General features: G+C 71.0%; 14 protein-coding genes. 9 read left to right on the top strand and 5 right to left on the bottom strand.

Annotation, left to right across the window (positions count from 1 at the left end):
- Positions 1-21 precede the first annotated feature (21 nt).
- Complete coding sequence (locus tag CLV67_RS19745) at positions 22-2,556, bottom strand: ABC transporter permease (protein ID WP_106320403.1); 2,535 nt, start codon at positions 2,554-2,556, stop codon at positions 22-24.
- Positions 2,556-3,323 (bottom strand): ABC transporter ATP-binding protein, encoded by a 768-nt coding sequence (locus tag CLV67_RS19740; RefSeq protein ID WP_106320401.1) that lies wholly within the window; start codon positions 3,321-3,323, stop codon positions 2,556-2,558. Before CLV67_RS19740 ends, CLV67_RS19745 begins: the two co-directional genes overlap by 1 nt.
- Positions 3,324-3,522: 199 nt before the next feature.
- Between CLV67_RS19740 and CLV67_RS19735 the strand changes: the two genes are divergently transcribed.
- Complete coding sequence (locus CLV67_RS19735) at positions 3,523-4,239, top strand: neutral zinc metallopeptidase (RefSeq protein WP_106320399.1); 717 nt, start codon at positions 3,523-3,525, stop codon at positions 4,237-4,239.
- Positions 4,240-4,307: 68 nt separating this feature from the next.
- Positions 4,308-4,943: an HAD family hydrolase gene (locus tag CLV67_RS19730; protein WP_170153935.1), complete on the top strand. Its 636-nt coding sequence runs from the start codon at positions 4,308-4,310 to the stop codon at positions 4,941-4,943.
- A gap of 722 nt (positions 4,944-5,665) precedes the next feature.
- On the opposite strand, the gene CLV67_RS19725 is transcribed toward CLV67_RS19730, so the two are convergent.
- The gene (locus CLV67_RS19725; protein ID WP_239166426.1) at positions 5,666-6,268 is read right to left on the bottom strand and encodes a LuxR C-terminal-related transcriptional regulator; all 603 of its coding nucleotides are present in this window, start codon (positions 6,266-6,268) and stop codon (positions 5,666-5,668) included.
- On the opposite strand from CLV67_RS19725, the gene CLV67_RS53435 reads away from it, so the two are divergent.
- Positions 6,162-6,620, top strand: coding sequence for a hypothetical protein (locus CLV67_RS53435; RefSeq protein ID WP_239166429.1), 459 nt, complete (start codon positions 6,162-6,164; stop codon positions 6,618-6,620). The two genes, CLV67_RS19725 and CLV67_RS53435, sit on opposite strands and share 107 nt — an antisense overlap.
- A gap of 515 nt (positions 6,621-7,135) precedes the next feature.
- On the opposite strand, the gene CLV67_RS19720 is transcribed toward CLV67_RS53435, so the two are convergent.
- Entirely contained in the window at positions 7,136-8,332 is a 1,197-nt protein-coding gene (locus tag CLV67_RS19720) for a RecB family exonuclease (RefSeq protein ID WP_249037956.1), read from the bottom strand.
- Between the two features lie 251 nt (positions 8,333-8,583).
- On the opposite strand from CLV67_RS19720, the gene CLV67_RS19715 reads away from it, so the two are divergent.
- The 3 genes from CLV67_RS19715 (at position 8,584) to CLV67_RS19705 (ending at position 11,476) form a co-directional block, all read left to right on the top strand.
- Entirely contained in the window at positions 8,584-9,669 is a 1,086-nt protein-coding gene (locus CLV67_RS19715; protein WP_106320395.1) for a site-2 protease family protein, read from the top strand.
- Between the two features lie 57 nt (positions 9,670-9,726).
- A complete protein-coding gene (locus CLV67_RS19710) occupies positions 9,727-10,662 on the top strand; it encodes a tRNA (adenine-N1)-methyltransferase (protein WP_106320393.1) in 936 nt (311 codons plus the stop codon).
- Positions 10,663-10,885: 223 nt separating this feature from the next.
- The gene (locus CLV67_RS19705) at positions 10,886-11,476 is read left to right on the top strand and encodes a hypothetical protein (RefSeq protein ID WP_093611934.1); all 591 of its coding nucleotides are present in this window, start codon (positions 10,886-10,888) and stop codon (positions 11,474-11,476) included.
- 3 nt (positions 11,477-11,479) lie between these two features.
- Here CLV67_RS19705 and CLV67_RS19700 read toward each other — a convergent pair whose 3' ends face one another.
- Positions 11,480-11,767 (bottom strand): ferredoxin, encoded by a 288-nt coding sequence (locus CLV67_RS19700; protein WP_203737179.1) that lies wholly within the window; start codon positions 11,765-11,767, stop codon positions 11,480-11,482.
- Between the two features lie 174 nt (positions 11,768-11,941).
- On the opposite strand from CLV67_RS19700, the gene arc reads away from it, so the two are divergent.
- From arc to CLV67_RS53430, 3 genes are read left to right on the top strand one after another with little or no spacing between them, the layout of a single operon-like run.
- The gene (gene arc, locus CLV67_RS19695; RefSeq protein WP_106320389.1) at positions 11,942-13,723 is read left to right on the top strand and encodes a proteasome ATPase; all 1,782 of its coding nucleotides are present in this window, start codon (positions 11,942-11,944) and stop codon (positions 13,721-13,723) included.
- A gap of 60 nt (positions 13,724-13,783) precedes the next feature.
- Positions 13,784-15,097 carry an acyltransferase family protein gene (locus CLV67_RS19690; RefSeq protein ID WP_106320387.1) on the top strand — a complete coding sequence of 438 codons (1,314 nt, stop codon included), beginning with the start codon at positions 13,784-13,786 and terminating at the stop codon, positions 15,095-15,097.
- Entirely contained in the window at positions 14,985-16,271 is a 1,287-nt protein-coding gene (locus tag CLV67_RS53430; RefSeq protein WP_239166425.1) for an acyltransferase family protein, read from the top strand. The genes CLV67_RS19690 and CLV67_RS53430 overlap by 113 nt, the downstream gene beginning before the upstream one ends.
- Positions 16,272-16,292: the final 21 nt, after the last annotated feature.

Genomic DNA, 16,292 nt, shown 5'->3' with positions numbered 1-16,292 from the left:
TCGTGCGCGGCGTCGTGGCGGTCAGTCGTGCGCGATGGCGTTCAGCACGTTCAGGCGCGCCGCCCGGATCGCCGGCAGGACGGCGGCGATGACGCCGACCAGCGCGGCCAGGGCCAGGTAGGTGCCCATCCGGTCCCACGGCAGGACGATCTGTGTGATGCCGTCGTCCTTCAGGGCACGGGCCACCGCGCTGCCCATGCCGGCGCCGACCGCGACACCGAGCAGAGCGCCGAAGACCGCGATCACCACGGCCTCGACGGTGATCATCCGCATCGTCTGGGCACGGCCGAGGCCTACGGCCCGGAGAAGACCCAATTCGCGGGTACGCTCCAGCACCGACAACGCCAGCGTGTTGATGACGCCGAGCACCGCGATCAGGATGGCCAGGCCCAGCAGGATCTGGATCATCGTGATGATCTGGTCGAAGATCGCGGCCTGACTGTCGACGAACGTCTGCTGGTCGGTGGCCGACACCTCGGGACTGTCCGCCACCAGAGCCTTGACCTGCGGCAGCACCGCCGACACCGCGACACCGTCGTCGAGCCGGATGAAGCCGAGCACCGGCTGCGTGATGCCGAAGCCCTTGATCGCCTCGGCCGGCAGGATGATGCTGCCCGGCAGCGTATCCTCGGTGAAGACCTGGGACACGGTGTACGTGTGGGCCTCGCCGCGTGAGGTCTGGATCGAGACCTGTGAGCCGGCCTGCCAGTTCCGCTCCGCAGCCTCCGGGGCGCTCACCGCGATCTGGTCCGCGCCGAGCTTCGCGGCCGTCGTCCCATACGCCTCGGCCAGCCTCGACAGGTCCTCGGTGGCGGCGATGTAGGACCGTTCGCCCCCGATCGCCACCAGGTCGTTGTAGAGCCCCGCGGCCGCCCGCACCCCCGGGATCGCCTCGGCCCGGTCGACGACGGCCGGATCGTAGGTCGGCGGACGCGGCCCACCCTGATCGCCACTGATCATGATCTGGGCCTTGAGGATCCGTGCCGCCTCGGCCTTGAGGCTGCTCTTCGCCGAGTCCATCACCACGGTCACGCCCGTGACCAGGGCGATGCCGACCATCAGCGCGGCCGCCGTGATCGCCGTCCGGCGCGGGTTGCGGCCCGAGTTGAGCCGGCCCAGGCGGCCCGGCACCGACCACGCGAACAGCCTGCCCAGCAGCGACACCACGGGACGGCTGATCAACGGCGTGAGCAGCGCGACCCCGATGAACGTGACCAGCACGCCGCCGAGGATCAGATAGAGCGCGGAGTCGCCGCTCGCCACGAACAGGCCCGTGCCCAGCGCCGCCGCGCCGGCCGCGGTCACCACGGTCCCGGCGACCGTCAGCTTCGTGAGCGGGCGGTCCGGGGTGGCCACGTCCTGCATCGCGGCGACCGGGGCGATCCGCGACGCGCGCAGCGCCGGCATCACCGCGGCGACCACGGTGACCAGGATGCCCACCGTGAACGAGCTGATCACCGCGGACAGCGGCACCCCGATCGGGGCCAGGTCCATCCCGCCGCTCATGCCGCTGAACAGGGCGCCCAGCCCGGCGCCCGCGCCGATCCCGGCCAGCAGGCCCAGGACCGAGGCGATCATGCCGACCACCACGGCCTCCACCAGCACCGAGTTGATCACCTGGCGGCGCGACGCGCCGATCGCCCGCAGCAGCGCCAGCTCACGGGTGCGCTGGGCGACCACGATCGAGAACGTGTTGAGGATCAGGAAGATGCCGACGAACAGCGCGACCCCGGCGAAGCCGAGCAGGATCTGGTTGAAGAAGCCCATGCCCTCCTTCAGGCTCGCCGAGTCCTCCGCGGAAAGCTGCGCCCCCGTCTTCACCTCGTATCCGGCGCCGAGCACCGGAGCGAGGCGATCGCGCAGCTGGTCCGGGGTGACCCCGTCGGCGGCGGCCACCGTCACCGAGGTGAACACGTCCTTCTCGCCGAGCATCAGCTCCTGCGCCACCGGCGTGGTGAACGCGACCTCCTGCACGCCGCTGATGCTGTCCCGTCCGCCCGTGTAACCCCAGATGCCGACCAGCGTGAACTCACGTTTCGGCTGCTGGGTGAGGACCGGCACCCGGTCGCCGACGGCGTAGCCGGCCAGTTTCGCGGTCGTCGCGTTCAGGGCGATCTCGTCCGGCGCCTCGGGACCGCGGCCGGAGCGGATCTCCATCATCTCGTCGGTGCCGGTCCAGTTCGAGCCGATCCGTGGAGGGCCGAACGAGGTGAGCACCTTGCCGTCGGTGGCGATCACCCTGGCCCCGTCGGCGTCGACACGGCCGGTCGCCGACCGTACGCCCGCCTGGGTCTTGATCGTCTCCACGGCGGACGCCGGAAGCGGCGCGGAGACCTCCTCACCGTCCATCTCGGAGACCTCGACCTTGGGTTTCGCGGTGACCGAGACGTCGGTCGCCGCGTAGACGTCGGAGAAGATCGAGTCGAACGTACGGTTCAGCGTGTCGGTCAGCACCAGCGCGCCCGACACGAACATCACGCCCAGGATCACCGCGAGACCGGACAGGACCAGCCGCAGCTTCCTGGCCAGCAGGCTCTTGAGGGTGGCGCGGAACATCAGAGCATCACCGAGTCGCTCGGCGTGTCCAGCCGCTTCATGGTGTCCAGCACCGTCTCGGCAGTCGGGTTCGCCAGCTCGTCGACGATCGAACCGTCGGCCAGGAACACCACCCGGTCGGCGTAACTCGCCGCCACCGGGTCGTGGGTGACCATCACGATGGTCTGGCCGTGCTCCCGCACGCTCTGGCGCAGGAACGACAGCACCTCGCCGCCGGACCGGGAGTCCAGGTTGCCGGTCGGCTCGTCCGCGAAGATCACGTCCGGCCGCCCCATCAGGGCCCGCGCGCACGCCACCCGCTGCTGCTGACCGCCGGAGAGCTGGCTGGGCCGGTGCCTGAGGCGGTCCTTGAGACCGACCGTTCCGATCACCGTGTCCCACCACTGCGGGTCGGCCTTGCGGCCGGCGATGTCCAGCGGAAGCGTGATGTTCTCCGCCGCGCTCAGCGTCGGCAGCAGGTTGAACTGCTGGAAGATGAAGCCGATCCGATCCCGGCGCAGACGGGTCAGCGCCTTGTCGCCCAGCGTGCTGATCTCGGTGCCACCGATGTGGACCGTGCCCTTGTCGACCGTGTCCAGGCCGGCCAGGCAGTGCATGAGCGTCGACTTGCCGCTGCCGGACGGCCCCATGATCGCCGTGAACCGGCCCCTCCCGAACTCGGCACTGACCCCCCGCAGCGCCACGACCTGGGCCTCACCCGAGCCGTACACCTTCCAGATCTCCTCCGCGCGCGCCGCCACCGGCCCGCCGGCATTCGTCGCAGCCACCGTGTCTCCCCCTGTGGTCTCCAGAATTCCGTCCGGCTCAGTGTTTCGGCGTCCCGGCCCCGCGGCGTCCGTCCGGCGGCGTAGGCCGACGCGGAGATTTCCCTGGGGGTGGCACCCAGGGGACTCTCAGGGAAGCCCCTGAGCCGGTCGATCTTGGTCGATGCCGATTAACGTGGAAACCCCCGTCCTGGAGGACCGCATGCGCGCTCGACCGGCACCGCTCCTGGCCCTTCTCGCGGCTCTCGCGGCCGCCCTGCTGACCGTCGGATGCCTGCCCGTGCAGGAACCGCCGCCCGCCGGGCGGCCCGCCGCGACACCCGGCGCCACGGGCACCGGCGACCTCGGCCCCGAGGGCACCGACACACCCGAGGAGTTCCAGCAGGACATGCGGGTGGCGCAGCACGTCGCCGAGGTCTACTGGAGTCAGCGGCTCGGATCCGGCTTCGAGCCGGTGAGGCAGATCATCCCGTACGAACGTGACGGCGAACTGGACTGTGCCGGGCAGCCGCTGCCGCGCAACAACGCGGTCTACTGCTCGGCCGGCGACTTCATCGCCTACGACGTCAACTGGGCGTTCGCGGCGTTCCAGCAGCTCGGCGACGCGTTCGTGTACTACCTGCTCGGCCACGAGTACGCGCACGCCATCCAGGCCCGCCTCGGCATCCGCAAGGAGTTCACCATCCAGCAGGAACTCCAGGCCGACTGCATGGCCGGGGCGTTCATCGGTGACAAGGTCCGCGACAAGAGCCTCAGCATGGAATCCGACGACACCCAGGAGCTCGCCGACGGACTCGAAGCCGTCGGCGACGATCCGGACCAGCCGTGGTTCGCGCCCGGAGCGCACGGGTCACCCGCACAGCGCTTCGGGTCGTTCGCCGAGGGATACGAGGACTCGCTGGAGCCCTGCGGGCTCTGAGGGCGTGGTCACAATCGATCGGCAGCGGGGCGGGGCGAACGGAGAATGGTGCGGTGAATCCTGCCGCCGTGCTCTTCGACATGGACGGGACGCTGGTCGACAGCGAGCGGGTCTGGGGCATCGCCCTGTCCGAGCTCGCCGTGCATGCCGGCGGCGTCCTCTCCGATGCCGCCCGCCTCGCCATGGTCGGCACCAGCATGTCCCTCAGCATGCAGATCTTCCGCGACGACCTGGGCCAGCCCGGCCGCCCCGAGGCGCCGGACGTCGCCTGGCTGAGCAACCGGGTCGAGGAGCTGTTCTCCGAAGGCCTCGTCTGGCGGCCCGGCGCCATGGAGCTGCTGCTCGCCGTCCGGGCGGCCGGGGTGCCGACCGCGCTGGTCACCTCCACCGGGCGGCGGCTGGTCGAGGTGGCACTCAAGACCCTCGGACGGGAGAACTTCGACGTCATCGTCTGCGGCGACGAGGTCGGGCGGCCGAAACCCGACCCGGAGCCGTACCGGACCGCGGCCGCCCTGCTCGGCGTGCCGATCGGCTCCTGCGTGGCGATCGAGGACTCGCCCAGCGGCGTGGCCAGCGCGTCCGCCGCGGGCGCGGCGGTGCTGGCGGTGCCGGCCGAACTGGAACTGGCTCCCGTCGACGGGGTACACCTGCGGACCACGCTGACCGGCGTCGACATCGCCTTTCTGGCCGGCCTGCTCGTCTGATCCGGCGCTCCGGTTCCGGGCGTCGCCTTTTGGCCGGGCTGCTCGTCTGACCTGCCGTTCCGGTTCCGGGCGTCGCCTTTTTTGGCCGGCTTGCCCGCCTGATCCGCCGCTCCGGTATCGGCGTCGACATCGGCTACCTCTCTCGGCCATGTTTCGTAGGCGCGCTTCCGAGTCGGGGTGTGAGGCTGTCAGCCGTATCTCGGGCCGGGGTTCCCCTCCCTTGAGGTGACTCGGCTACGCCAGCTCGCGGGCCGTCAGGTGTCGGGTGGCCGTGGTCGTCGGCTTGCGTGGGGGATGACCGCCTTTTCCCGGTGCTGGACGATCATCGTGGGCTGTTTTCGGAGGCCGGCCCCGTGATATGGCTGCTTCCCGGCCCAGGAAGGGTGCGTGGGACACCGCTGGGCGATCGGGTCGGCCTGGGAGGGGTGCGTGGGGTGCTGCTGGGTGATCGGGTCGGGTCGGTTGGGTGCGTGGGACACCGCTGGGTGATCGGGTCGGCCTGGGAGGGGTGCGTGGGGTGCTGCTGGGTGATCAGGTCGGGTCGGATGGGTGCGCGGGACACCGCTGGGCGATCAGGTCGACCGGGGATGGGTGCGTGGGGTGCTGCTGGGTGATCAGGTCGGGTCGGTTGGGCGTGGGCATCGCGTCCGGGGAATCGGCACGATCGTGAACTTGGCGCAGACCTACCTGCCGCTTCGGCCTCGTGTTCCTTGATCTGCCGGTCAGGTTCCCGGGCGGACCAGGCCGGTCTCGTAGGCGAGGGCGACCGCCTGGGTGCGGTCGCGCAGGCGGAGCTTGGCCAGCACGTGGCCGACGTGGGTCTTCACGGTGGTCTCGCTGACGCCGAGGATGCCGGCGATCTCACTGTTGCTGCGCCCGCGGGCGACGTGCACCAGGACCTCGCGTTCCCTGCCGGTCAGTGGTGCCAGCCGGGCAGCGGTGCTGCTGGCGGGCTCAGCGGGCAGCGCCGCGGCGATCCGGGTCAGAACCCGCGCGAGCACCAGCGGGGCGATCACCGCGCCACCGGCCGAGACGGCCCGCACGGCGGCGATCAGCTCATCGCGTGGGGTGTCCTTGCACAGATAACCCGCGGCACCGGCGCCGATCGCGGCGACCACCTCGTCGTCGGAGTCCCGGTCGGTCAGCAGCAGCACCCGCACCGCGAGCCGCGCCTCAGTGACCGACCGGGCCACACCGAGGCCGTCCAGCCGCGGCAGCGTGACGTCGCAGATCAGCACGTCGGGCAGCAGACGCCGGGCCAGATCGACCGCCTCCACCCCGTCACCGGCCTCCCCGGCGACGACGATCTCCCGCTCCCCGACGATCCGCTCCGCGTCCGAGGCGTCACCGCCGGACGGTATCCCGGCGAAGGAGTTGCTGCCGGACGGCGCGCTGGCAGGGGAGTTGCTGCCGGACGGCGCGCTGGCAGGGGAGTTGCTGCCGGACGGTGACCCGGCGAAGGAGTTGCTGCCGGACGATGACCCGGCGAAGGAGTTGCTGCCGGACGGCGCGCTGGCAGAGGAGTTGCTGCCGGACGGTAACCCGGCGAAGGAGTTGCTGCCGGACGATGACCCGGCGAAGGAGTTGCTGCTGGACGGCGCGCTGGCAGAGGAGTTGCTGCCGGGCGGTGTTCCGGTTGAGGAGTGGCCGCCGGGCGGTATCCCGGCAGCGGAATAGCCTCGACCCGGTTCGTTGGCCGCGGTGAGGACCGTCCGCAGGCCCGCCCGGTGCAGGGGAGCGGCGTCCGCGAGGAGAACGCGCAGCGGTCCGGTCACAGCCCGGCCACCCACCCTCCCGAGCCGGCACCGGCAGGTCCGCCGCCCACCGGCATCCGTCGCCGGAACTGCGAGAGGTGCCGGCCTCGTACGGGGTGCAGGCCATGCTGGAAGCCACCGCCCAGCGGCATCTGCTGTCGGTTTCGTAGGGAGTGTCGGTCTGGTGCGGGGCACAGACCATCCGAGCTTTCCCCCGGCGGGATGACTGGACCGGCCTCCGGAGACGGCGTGGCCGACCCGGCACGGTCGGGGAGGGCCCGCGGCCGGCCGTGTCCCCGCACAGCCGGGTCAGAACTGCTTCGGCAATGGCGGGCCATGGCCGGGCCGGGCCTGCCCCGGCCATGGCGAGGCACGGCCGGGCCGGCCCCGCTGCGGGGGCCGCGGTGGTTGGCCGGTACGGCCGGAGGGCCGGGCGGGTCAGCCAAGGGGGTCGTCCCTGAGCAGGGCGCCGACCCGGTCGGGTTCCTGGTCGGCGGTGGGGCCGCCGGCCGGGGCGGTGACCGGGTAGGGCGGCGGGGTGCCGCCGAACTCGGGGCACAGACTCTGGTGGCTGCACCAGCCGCACAGGCGGCTCGGCTTGGGGCGGAAGTCCTGGCTGCGCTTGGCGCGTTCGATGGCCTGGGACAGGGCGATCAGGGTGCGCTCGAACCGCTCCAGCTCGCCTGCGTCGGGGCTGTAGTCGAGGGCCTCGGCATCCTTCAGGTAGAGCAGGCGCAGCGCCCGGGGAACCGTGCCCCGGGCGCGCCACAGGACCAGGGCGTAGAACTTCAGCTGGAACAGCGCGCGGCCCTCGAAGGCCTCGCGCGGTGCCCCGCCGGTCTTGTAGTCGACGACCCGCAGGTCGCCCGCGGGCGAGACGTCGAGGCGGTCGATGTAACCGCGGAGTAGCAGCTCGTCGCCGATCATCGTGGAGATCAAGGTCTCGCGTTCGGCCGGCTGCAGGCGGCGGGGGTCCTCGACCGCGAAGTAGCCGGCCAGCAGGTCGCGGGCGCCGGACAGGAACGCGGCGATCCGGGCCGCCTCGGCCGAGCTGCCGGGGATGTCGATCAGCGCGGCCTGGCCGGTCGCATCGATCTCGGCCTCGACCGCTGCGGGATCACGCACCGGCGACACCGGGAGGACCGGCGCGTCGACGTCACCGGAGCCGGAGCCGGAGCCTGGGACGGGGCCGGAAGCCGGGACGGGGCCGGAAGCCGGGACGGGGCCGGAAGCCGGGACGGGGCCGGAAGCCGGGGCGGGGCCGGAGGCAGGGCCGGAGCCGGAGCCGGAGACGGCAGCGGCCGTGGAAGGGGCCGGACGACCCCGGGCTGGTGGCTCGGCGGCGAAGATGGACGCCAGCTCGGGCTCCTGGGCGACCAGCTTGTCCCACTCGGGGGCGACCAGCGCGGCCGCGGCCTCCGGGGTGCGGTCGGCGGCGGGCAGGTCGAACAGGCGCTCCAGGACGGCGTGCACCAGGGTGCCCCGGACCTGGTCGGCCGACGGTGTCTCGGGCAGTTTGTCGACGGTGCGGAAGCGGAACAGAAGCGGGCAGGTCTTGAAGTCGGCCGCCCGGGAGGGCGACAGCGACGGCCCGGCCGGGGTCTCCGGCCGTCGGGACCGTGCGGCGGGTGCCACCGGGGTCTCGCCGGGCTGCGGGGGCGGGGAGACCGGCTGGGCCGCCATGGGAGAGAGCGCCGTCATGTCACAGAGGCTAGGCCAGAGGTACGACGAAAAAAGCGGGGTGGGTCCCGTGCGGGCGTGTCCGTAGCATCGATCGCGTGGAGCAGAGCCAGGGACCGCGCGACCCGTCGCCGGACCGGCGGCCGGATGGGCGGCCGGGTCCGCAGCCGGGCCCGCCGCCGGGTGCCGGGCGGCCGGTCGGGCATGTGGCGGGCATCCCGGTGCATGCGAACGCGTCGATGGTGCTGCTCGCGGTGCTGGTCACGGTGGTGTACGGCAACTATGCCCGCGCCGAGCTGGGACTCGCGCAGCCTTGGGCGTACCTCGTCGGCCTGGGTTTCGTGGTGTGTCTGCTCGGCTCGGTTCTCCTGCACGAACTCGGGCACGCGCTGACGGCTCGCCGGTTCGGCATCGGCGTGCGCCGGATCACTCTGGAACTCCTCAGCGGCTGGACCGAGATGGACCGGGACGCGCCGGCCCCGCGGGTGGACGCGCTCGTCTCGCTGGCCGGGCCGGCGGTGTCGCTGCTGCTGGGCGGGGTGGCCACGGCGGCCGCGCTGGTGCTGCCGGACCGGACACTGGCCGGGGAGATCGCCTTCCAGCTGGCGCTGAGCAACGTGCTGGTGGCGTTCTTCAACGTGCTGCCGGGCCTGCCGCTGGACGGCGGCCGGGCGTTGCGGGCGCTGCTGTGGGCGATGCTGAAGGACCGCAACCGGGCGACCGTGGTGGCCGGCTGGTCGGGCCGGGCGCTGGCGCTGGTGACCGCGTCGGTGTCGATCGTGCTCTACCGGGTGGGTCTGGTCACTCTGCTGGGTCTGGTCTTCGTGCTGCTGGTGGTGCTGACGCTGTGGCAGGGGGCCGGGCAGTCGATCCGGCTGGGCCGGATGACCGGCCGGTTCCCGCTGGTCGACCTTGGTTCGCTGGTACGGCCGGTGCTGGCGGTGCCGGCCGGCACACCGCTGGGTGAGGCGCAGCGGCGCCGGGCAGAGGACCCGAGACCGGACGTGGTGCTGGCCGTCGCCGACTCGGCGGGTAGCCTCACCGCACTGGTCGATCCGGTCGCCGCCGAGCGGGTTCCGGTCGACCGGCGGCCCTGGGTGAGCGTGGAGAGCGTGGCCCGGTCCCGTGACGCGCTGACCACGCTGCCGCTCGGGCTCACCGGTGAGCAGGTGGTCCGCGCGCTGCAGGCCCACCCTGGCGCGCAGTACCTGGTGACCGCAGGCGAGGATGTCGTGGGCGTCCTGCGGGTCGCCGACGTGGCGGCCGTGCTGGAACCACGGCGCGCCAGGTGAGAAAGCGCCAGGTGAGAAAGCGCCGGGCGGGAATCAGCGATCCCTGAGAGAAGAGCAGTGACCACAACCTCAGCCACCGTCGTCGACGACGTTCCCGCGCACCGCGGGCCGTTCCGGGAGGGCGACCGCGTTCAGCTCACCGACCCGAAAGGGCGGATGCACACGATCGTGCTGGAACCCGGCAAGGCGTTCCACACCCACCGCGGCGCTCTGCAGCACGACGAGCTGATCGGTCTGCCGGACGGCAGTGTCATCACCGCGACCAGCGGCACCGCCTACCTGGCGCTACGCCCGCTGCTGTCGGACTACGTGCTGTCGATGCCGCGCGGCGCGCAGGTGATCTACCCGAAGGACGCGGCGCAGATCGTCGCGATGGGCGACGTCTTCCCGGGCGCCAAGGTCCTCGAGGCGGGTGCCGGTTCGGGTGCGCTGACCTGCTCTCTGCTGCGGGCCGTCGGCAGTTCCGGCGAGGTGCACAGCTACGAGCTGCGCGACGACTTCGCGGCGATCGCCCGTAAGAACGTGGAGGCGTTCTTCGGCGGCCCGCACCCGGCGTGGCACCTGCACAACGGTGACGTGGCCGGCAACGACATCACCGGTTTCGACCGGATCATCCTGGACATGCTGACCCCGTGGGAGGCTCTCGACATGGTCGAGAAGGCGCTCATCCCGGGCGGCGTGTTCATCGGCTACGTGGCGACCACCCCGCAGCTTTCCGAGCTGGTCGAGGCGCTGCGCGAGCGTGGCGGCTGGACCGAGCCGCGGGCCTGGGAGTCGCTGGTGCGCGACTGGCACGCCGACGGCCTCGCGGTCCGGCCGGATCACCGGATGATCGCGCACACCGCGTTCCTGGTGTCGGCGCGTAAGCTCGCGCCCGGCGTGACGGCGCCGCCGCGGCGGCGCAAGCCCAGCAAGGGCGCGGAGGCGTACGCGATTCGCAAGGCCACCCAGGCGGCGCTGGCCGCGCAGGCCGTCGAGGCCGCGGGGGAGTGACCACCGCGGGAGGCCGCAGCGGGTGACCGCCGCGGAAGCCGCGGGTCAGGTGACCGCCATGGAAGCCGCGGGGGAGTGACCGCCGCGGGAGGCCGCAGCGGGTGACCGCCGCGGAAGCCGCGGGTCAGGTGACCGCCATGGAAGCCGCGGGGGAGTGACCGTCGTAGCTTTCGTCCGGTAGGTTCCGTGGGGGTTCGGCCTCGGGAGGACAGGAGTTGGCGCCATGAGCTCTCCGCCATTCGGCGGCAGCAACGAGATGCCGGCGGTTTTCCCCGACTGGTCGCCCTACCCGGACCTGGACTCGGCGGCGCGCGCCTATCTGCGTGACCCCGAGGTGGCCTTGGAGGCACTCTTCGGGGTGCTGCGCGGCGCGCAGGTGCTGTGTTTCACACTCGAGCGCTTCGTCAACGAGGTGAACGGGGTGTGGCAGGAGGTGGTCGTCTGTGACGGCAGCCGCCTGGTGCTCTGGCACGGCGAGGACGTGGCGCCCGGCGACGGCCCGGTCGGCGCGATGACGTCGTCGCTGCGCGTGGTGCCGCTGTCGACGGTGACCGAGGTGGGCTGCCGTCGGCGCCTCACCCGCACCCCGAACGGGCAGGCCCGGGTCGACAGCATCGACGTCTACCTGCTGCTCAGCTCGGTGGATGACGCGGTGCCGCCGCCCGGTGTCGGCGAGGACGAGGGCCGGGCGCCGCTGCGGCACGACGCGCTGCGGTTCGGCAAGACACTCGACGACGGCGGCGCCGGTCAGATCGCCCGCCTGGAGGAGTTCTCCCGGGTGGTCGCGTCCCTGGTCGGGCGCCCCACGCTCTGAGCCTCAGGCGGCGTCCGGGCCGGCGACCTCGACGTCGTCGGCCGCCCGCACCACGTGGATGCAGTCGCCGGGGCACTCCTTCGCGGAGTCGATGACCTCGAGCAACAACTGACGCGGTACGTCCGCGCGAATCCCGGGTGCCTGGAGCAACTCGCCCGTGCCGTTTTTCACGTAGGCGAGGCCGTCGATGTCGAGTTCGAACACTTCCGGGGCGTACTGGACACAGAGTCCGTCACCAGTACAGAGATCCTGATCGATCCAGACCCGCAGCTCACCAGTGTCCGACGCCACATCTACCTCCTGCAACCCGTGGGGGCCGACGGTACCCGAACTATGTCCGACCGGCTCAGCCACCTTCGGACCAATCGATCAAGAGTCGGTGACGAGGGTGTTGCATGGGTCGAAAACCGCTTCGCAACGGCTAGTGTTAACCCAAGACGTTCAAGCCCCCCGGGGAGGTGGGACGTGGCACGTAGCGACGATGAGAACTCCCGCGCCGCACGATGGGAGAAGGAGGCCAACGATCTCTCGAGCCAGGTCGCGTTCCTGCAAGAGGAACTAGCTCTGGTCCGGAGAAAGTTGACTGAGAGCCCCCGGCACGTCCGGCAGCTCGAGGAACGGCTCGCGGCAACGCAGGCGCAGCTCTCCCGAGTGACGGAAAACAACGAGAGGCTCGTGGCGACCCTCAAGGAAGCCAGAGCCCAGATCGTCACTCTCAAGGAAGAGATTGACCGGCTCGCCCAGCCGCCGAGCGGCTACGGCGTATTCCTGGCGGCACACGAGGACGGCACGGTGGACGTGTTCACCGGCGGCCGCAAGCTGCGGGTGGCGGTCTCGCCGTCGCTCGCCGCCGACGAGCTCCAGCGCGGACAGGAAGTCCTGCTGAACGACGCTCTCAACGTCGTCGACGCGTTCGGGTTCGAGCGCACCGGCGAGGTCGTCTCGCTCAAGGAGGTCCTGGACAACCCGTCCGGCGGCCCCCGCGACCGGGCGCTGGTCATGTCGCACGCCGACGAGGAACGCATCGTGTTCCTCGCCGACTCGCTCGACATCGACAAGCTGCGCGCCGGCGACTCGCTCATGATCGAGCCGCGTTCGGCGTACGCCTACGAGCGGATTCCGAAGAGCGAGGTCGAGGAACTCGTCCTGGAGGAGGTGCCCGACGTCGACTACGGCGACATCGGTGGCCTGCACTCGCAGATCGAGCAGATCCGCGACGCCGTCGAGCTTCCGTTCCTGCATGCGGACCTGTTCCGGGAGCACCAGCTGCGCCCGCCGAAGGGCATCCTGCTCTACGGCCCGCCCGGCTGTGGCAAGACCCTGATCGCCAAGGCGGTGGCCAACTCGCTGGCCAAGAAGATCGCCGAGCGACGTGGCGAGGAGAAGCACACCAGCTACTTCCTCAACATCAAGGGCCCGGAGCTGCTCAACAAGTACGTGGGTGAGACCGAGCGGCACATCCGCCTGGTCTTCCAGCGGGCCCGTGAGAAGGCCGGCGAGGGCACCCCGGTGATCGTGTTCTTCGACGAGATGGACTCGATCTTCCGGACCCGTGGTTCGGGTGTCTCCAGTGACGTGGAGAACACCATCGTTCCCCAGCTGCTCAGCGAGATCGACGGTGTCGAGGGCCTGGAGAACGTGATCGTCATCGGCGCCTCCAACCGGGAAGACATGATCGACCCGGCCATCCTGCGCCCCGGACGACTCGACGTGAAGATCAAGATCGAGCGCCCGGACGCCGAGGCGGCGAAGGACATCTTCGCCAAGTACATCCTGGCGGACCTGCCGCTGAGCTCGGACGACCTGACGGAGCACGGTGGCAACCGGGACGCCACGGTCGCCGCGATGATCGAGGCGGTCGTCCTGCGGATGTACACGGAGACGGAGGAGAACCGCTTCCTGGAGGTCACCTATGCCAACGGTGACAAGGAGGTCCTGTACTTCAAGGACTTCAACTCCGGCGCGATGATCCAGAACATCGTCGACCGCGGCAAGAAGATGGCGATCAAGGAGTTCCTCACCTCCGGCAAGAAGGGGCTGCGCCTGCAGCACCTGCTCGACAGTTGTGTCGACGAGTTCCGCGAGAACGAGGACCTCCCGAACACCACCAACCCCGACGACTGGGCCCGCATCTCCGGCAAGAAGGGCGAGCGGATCGTCTACATCCGTACGCTCGTCTCCGGTGGCAAGGGCGCGGAGGCCGGCCGGTCCATCGAGACCGCGACCAACACCGGTCAGTACCTGTAAGACGCGTTACGGTGCGGGGCTGGAGGGTTTCCCTCCGGCCCCGCCCTCGTTCAACCCCGTATGACCCAAGGCCGCCTGGCATGGCTCGACGCCCTCCGCGGCTGGGCCGCGATCATCGTGGCGGCGTTCCACGTCAGCCCGCTCGTCCTCGGCACCACACTCCACCTGCGGATCTTCGGCGTCATCGACCTGGGCAAGTACGGTGTGCTGCTGTTCTTCCTGGTCAGCGGTTACGTCATCCCGATGTCGCTGGAACGGCACGGCGACCTGCGGCGCTTCTGGGTCGGGCGGCTGCTGCGGATCTACCCGGCCTACCTGCTGGCCGTGGCGGTCGCGCTGGTCCTCGGCGCTGCCGGGATGATGCGCATGCCCGCCCAGCTCACTTCCGAGACCACCACCGCGGTCCTCGGGCACGTCACCATGCTGCAGGACCTGCTCGGCACCCGTGGCGTGGTGCGCCCGTTCTGGACGCTCTCCTTCGAGATGATCTTCTACCTGCTGGTGGCCGGTCTCTTCGTATGGAGCGGGCGGCGCGGCACCGTCTGGTGGGCGGCGGGGCTGACCGTCCTGGCGGCGGCGGGTCCGCCGGACGCCCTGCTCGGCGCGACGGCCGACGGCCGCCGGATCACCGCGGTGCTGGCCTTCGTGCTGGTGGCCGGCGGGCTTTGCGCGTACCTCATCAGCCGGAGGCCCCTCGTCCTCGCCGCCGGTGCCGCCGGAATCTGCACCGCCGCATTGCCGCTCCTCAACGGTCATGCCACCGATGAGGTGACCAGCCGGTCGTCGGCCCAGGCCGCGCAGATGCTCGCGGTGATGTTCGCCGGCACGGTCCTCTTCCGTCTCCAGCACCGGCAGATCCGCCCGCCCGCCGCGGTGGCGGCCCTCGTCCTCGTCACCGCGGGTGTGGCCGTGCAGATCAGGCCGTCCGTCGCGGTGGCTGTCGCGGCGACCTTCGCGCTCGCGTGGGCGATGCGGACCAGGCGCGTCCCGGCCGTGCTCACCCGGCTCGGCGTGATCAGCTACTCGCTCTATCTGCTGCACATCCCGGTGCTGGCCGTCGTCCGCCGGCTCACCGACGACCCGCTCGTCACGGCCGTGGCGTTCGCGGCCGGCTCGCTCGCCGCGGCCTGGGCCGGGCACCGCTGGGTCGAACGGCCCGCCCAGGCTCTCGCCCGGCGTGTCGTGAGCCCGCCACCCGCCGGCAAGCAGGTGTTAACCGGAGTACCCCGCACAGCGGTTATGGTCGCGGCCCGTGACCAAGATCCAGCGCATGGCCTGGCTCGACGCGATGCGCGGATTCGCGGCCGTCGTCGTGGCGCTCTTCCACCTGAGCCCGTACGTCATCGGCACCCGCAACCATCTGCTGATCTATGAGTACTTCGACCTGGGCAAGTACGGTGTGCTTCTGTTCTTCCTGGTCAGTGGCTATGTGATCCCGATGTCGCTGGAGCGGCACGGCTCGCTGCGCAGGTTCTGGATCGGTCGTCTGTCCCGGATCTACCCGGCCTACCTGTTCACCGTCGCCGTCGTCGTGCTCCTCGTCGCGGCCGGGCTCGGCGATCTCCACCCGGGCCTGCGCGAGGAGACCGTCGCCGGAGCTCTGGGCCAGGTCACGATGCTGCAGGATTTCGTGGGCGTCAGCGGGATGATCACCCCGTTCTGGACGCTCTCCTTCGAGATGGCCTTCTACCTGATCGTCGCCGGGCTCTTCGCGTGGAACCTGCACCGCCTCAGCGCCTGGTGGGCGGCCGGACTCACCCTGGCCGCCGTCACGGGCGGCCCGATGTTGCCGGACGCGCTGCTCGGCGGCACCCCCGGCCGCCGGCTCCTGCTGGCCGCGTTGCTGATCCTGCTGGTCGCCGGGTGCCTGGGCGCCTATCTGAGCGGCCGGCGCCCGCTGGTGCTGGCGGCCGGCGCGGCCGGGATCGCGTTCGTGCTGCTGCCGGCCGTGAACGGCCACGCCACCCGCTGGGTCGTGGCGACCGCCTCCTGGCAGGCACTGCTGATGCTGGGCGTGATGTTCGCGGGAACGGTCGTCCACCGGCTCCAGCACGGCGAGATCCCGCGGCGTACGGCCGTCGCCGCACTCACCGTGGTGTTCCTCGGCTGTGTGTTCGCCAACCGGCTGCACACCGGCCAGCCGGAAGAACTCGTCCGTTGGGTCAGTGTCACGACGGCCGTCACGATCACCTTCGTGCTCGGTTTCGCGTTGCGTGAACGCCGCATGCCGGCCGTGCTCACCTGGCTCGGCGCGGTCAGCTTCTCGATCTATCTGCTGCACGTGGTGGTCCTGGGGCTGCTCAAGCAGGTCGTGCCGGTCGAGAAGGCCGGGCCGATCCTGTTCGGGCTCCTGTTCGCCGGTGGCACGCTGCTCGCCGCCGGGTTCGTCCACCGGTTCGTGGAGCAGCCGGGGCAGGCGCTGGGACGTGCTCTGCAACGCCCGCCCGGGATCGTTCTCGGTCCCGGGGAGCCGCTGCGGGCACCGGCTGCGACTGAAGGTTCCGACGCGGGCACGGGGAGTTTCGGAAAGGCCGGGCAGAGCGTCTAGGCTCGATGCATGAGCAGGCGC

The organism is Actinoplanes italicus (genome assembly GCF_003001815.1).
Lineage (GTDB): Bacteria > Actinomycetota > Actinomycetes > Mycobacteriales > Micromonosporaceae > Actinoplanes > Actinoplanes italicus.
Note: the sequence above shows the minus strand (reverse complement) of the source record. Positions and strands in the feature narration are given on the sequence as shown.

What these genes read in the sequence shown, in the direction of transcription:
- CLV67_RS19745 (WP_106320403.1), bottom strand. Translation starts at nt 2,556, where the DNA reads ATGTTCCGCGCCACCCTCAAGAGCCTGCTGGCCAGGAAGCTGCGGCTG.
- CLV67_RS19735 (WP_106320399.1), top strand. Translation starts at nt 3,523, where the DNA reads ATGCGCGCTCGACCGGCACCGCTCCTGGCCCTTCTCGCGGCTCTCGCG.
- CLV67_RS19705 (WP_093611934.1), top strand. Translation starts at nt 10,886, where the DNA reads ATGAGCTCTCCGCCATTCGGCGGCAGCAACGAGATGCCGGCGGTTTTC.
- CLV67_RS19690 (WP_106320387.1), top strand. Translation starts at nt 13,784, where the DNA reads ATGACCCAAGGCCGCCTGGCATGGCTCGACGCCCTCCGCGGCTGGGCC.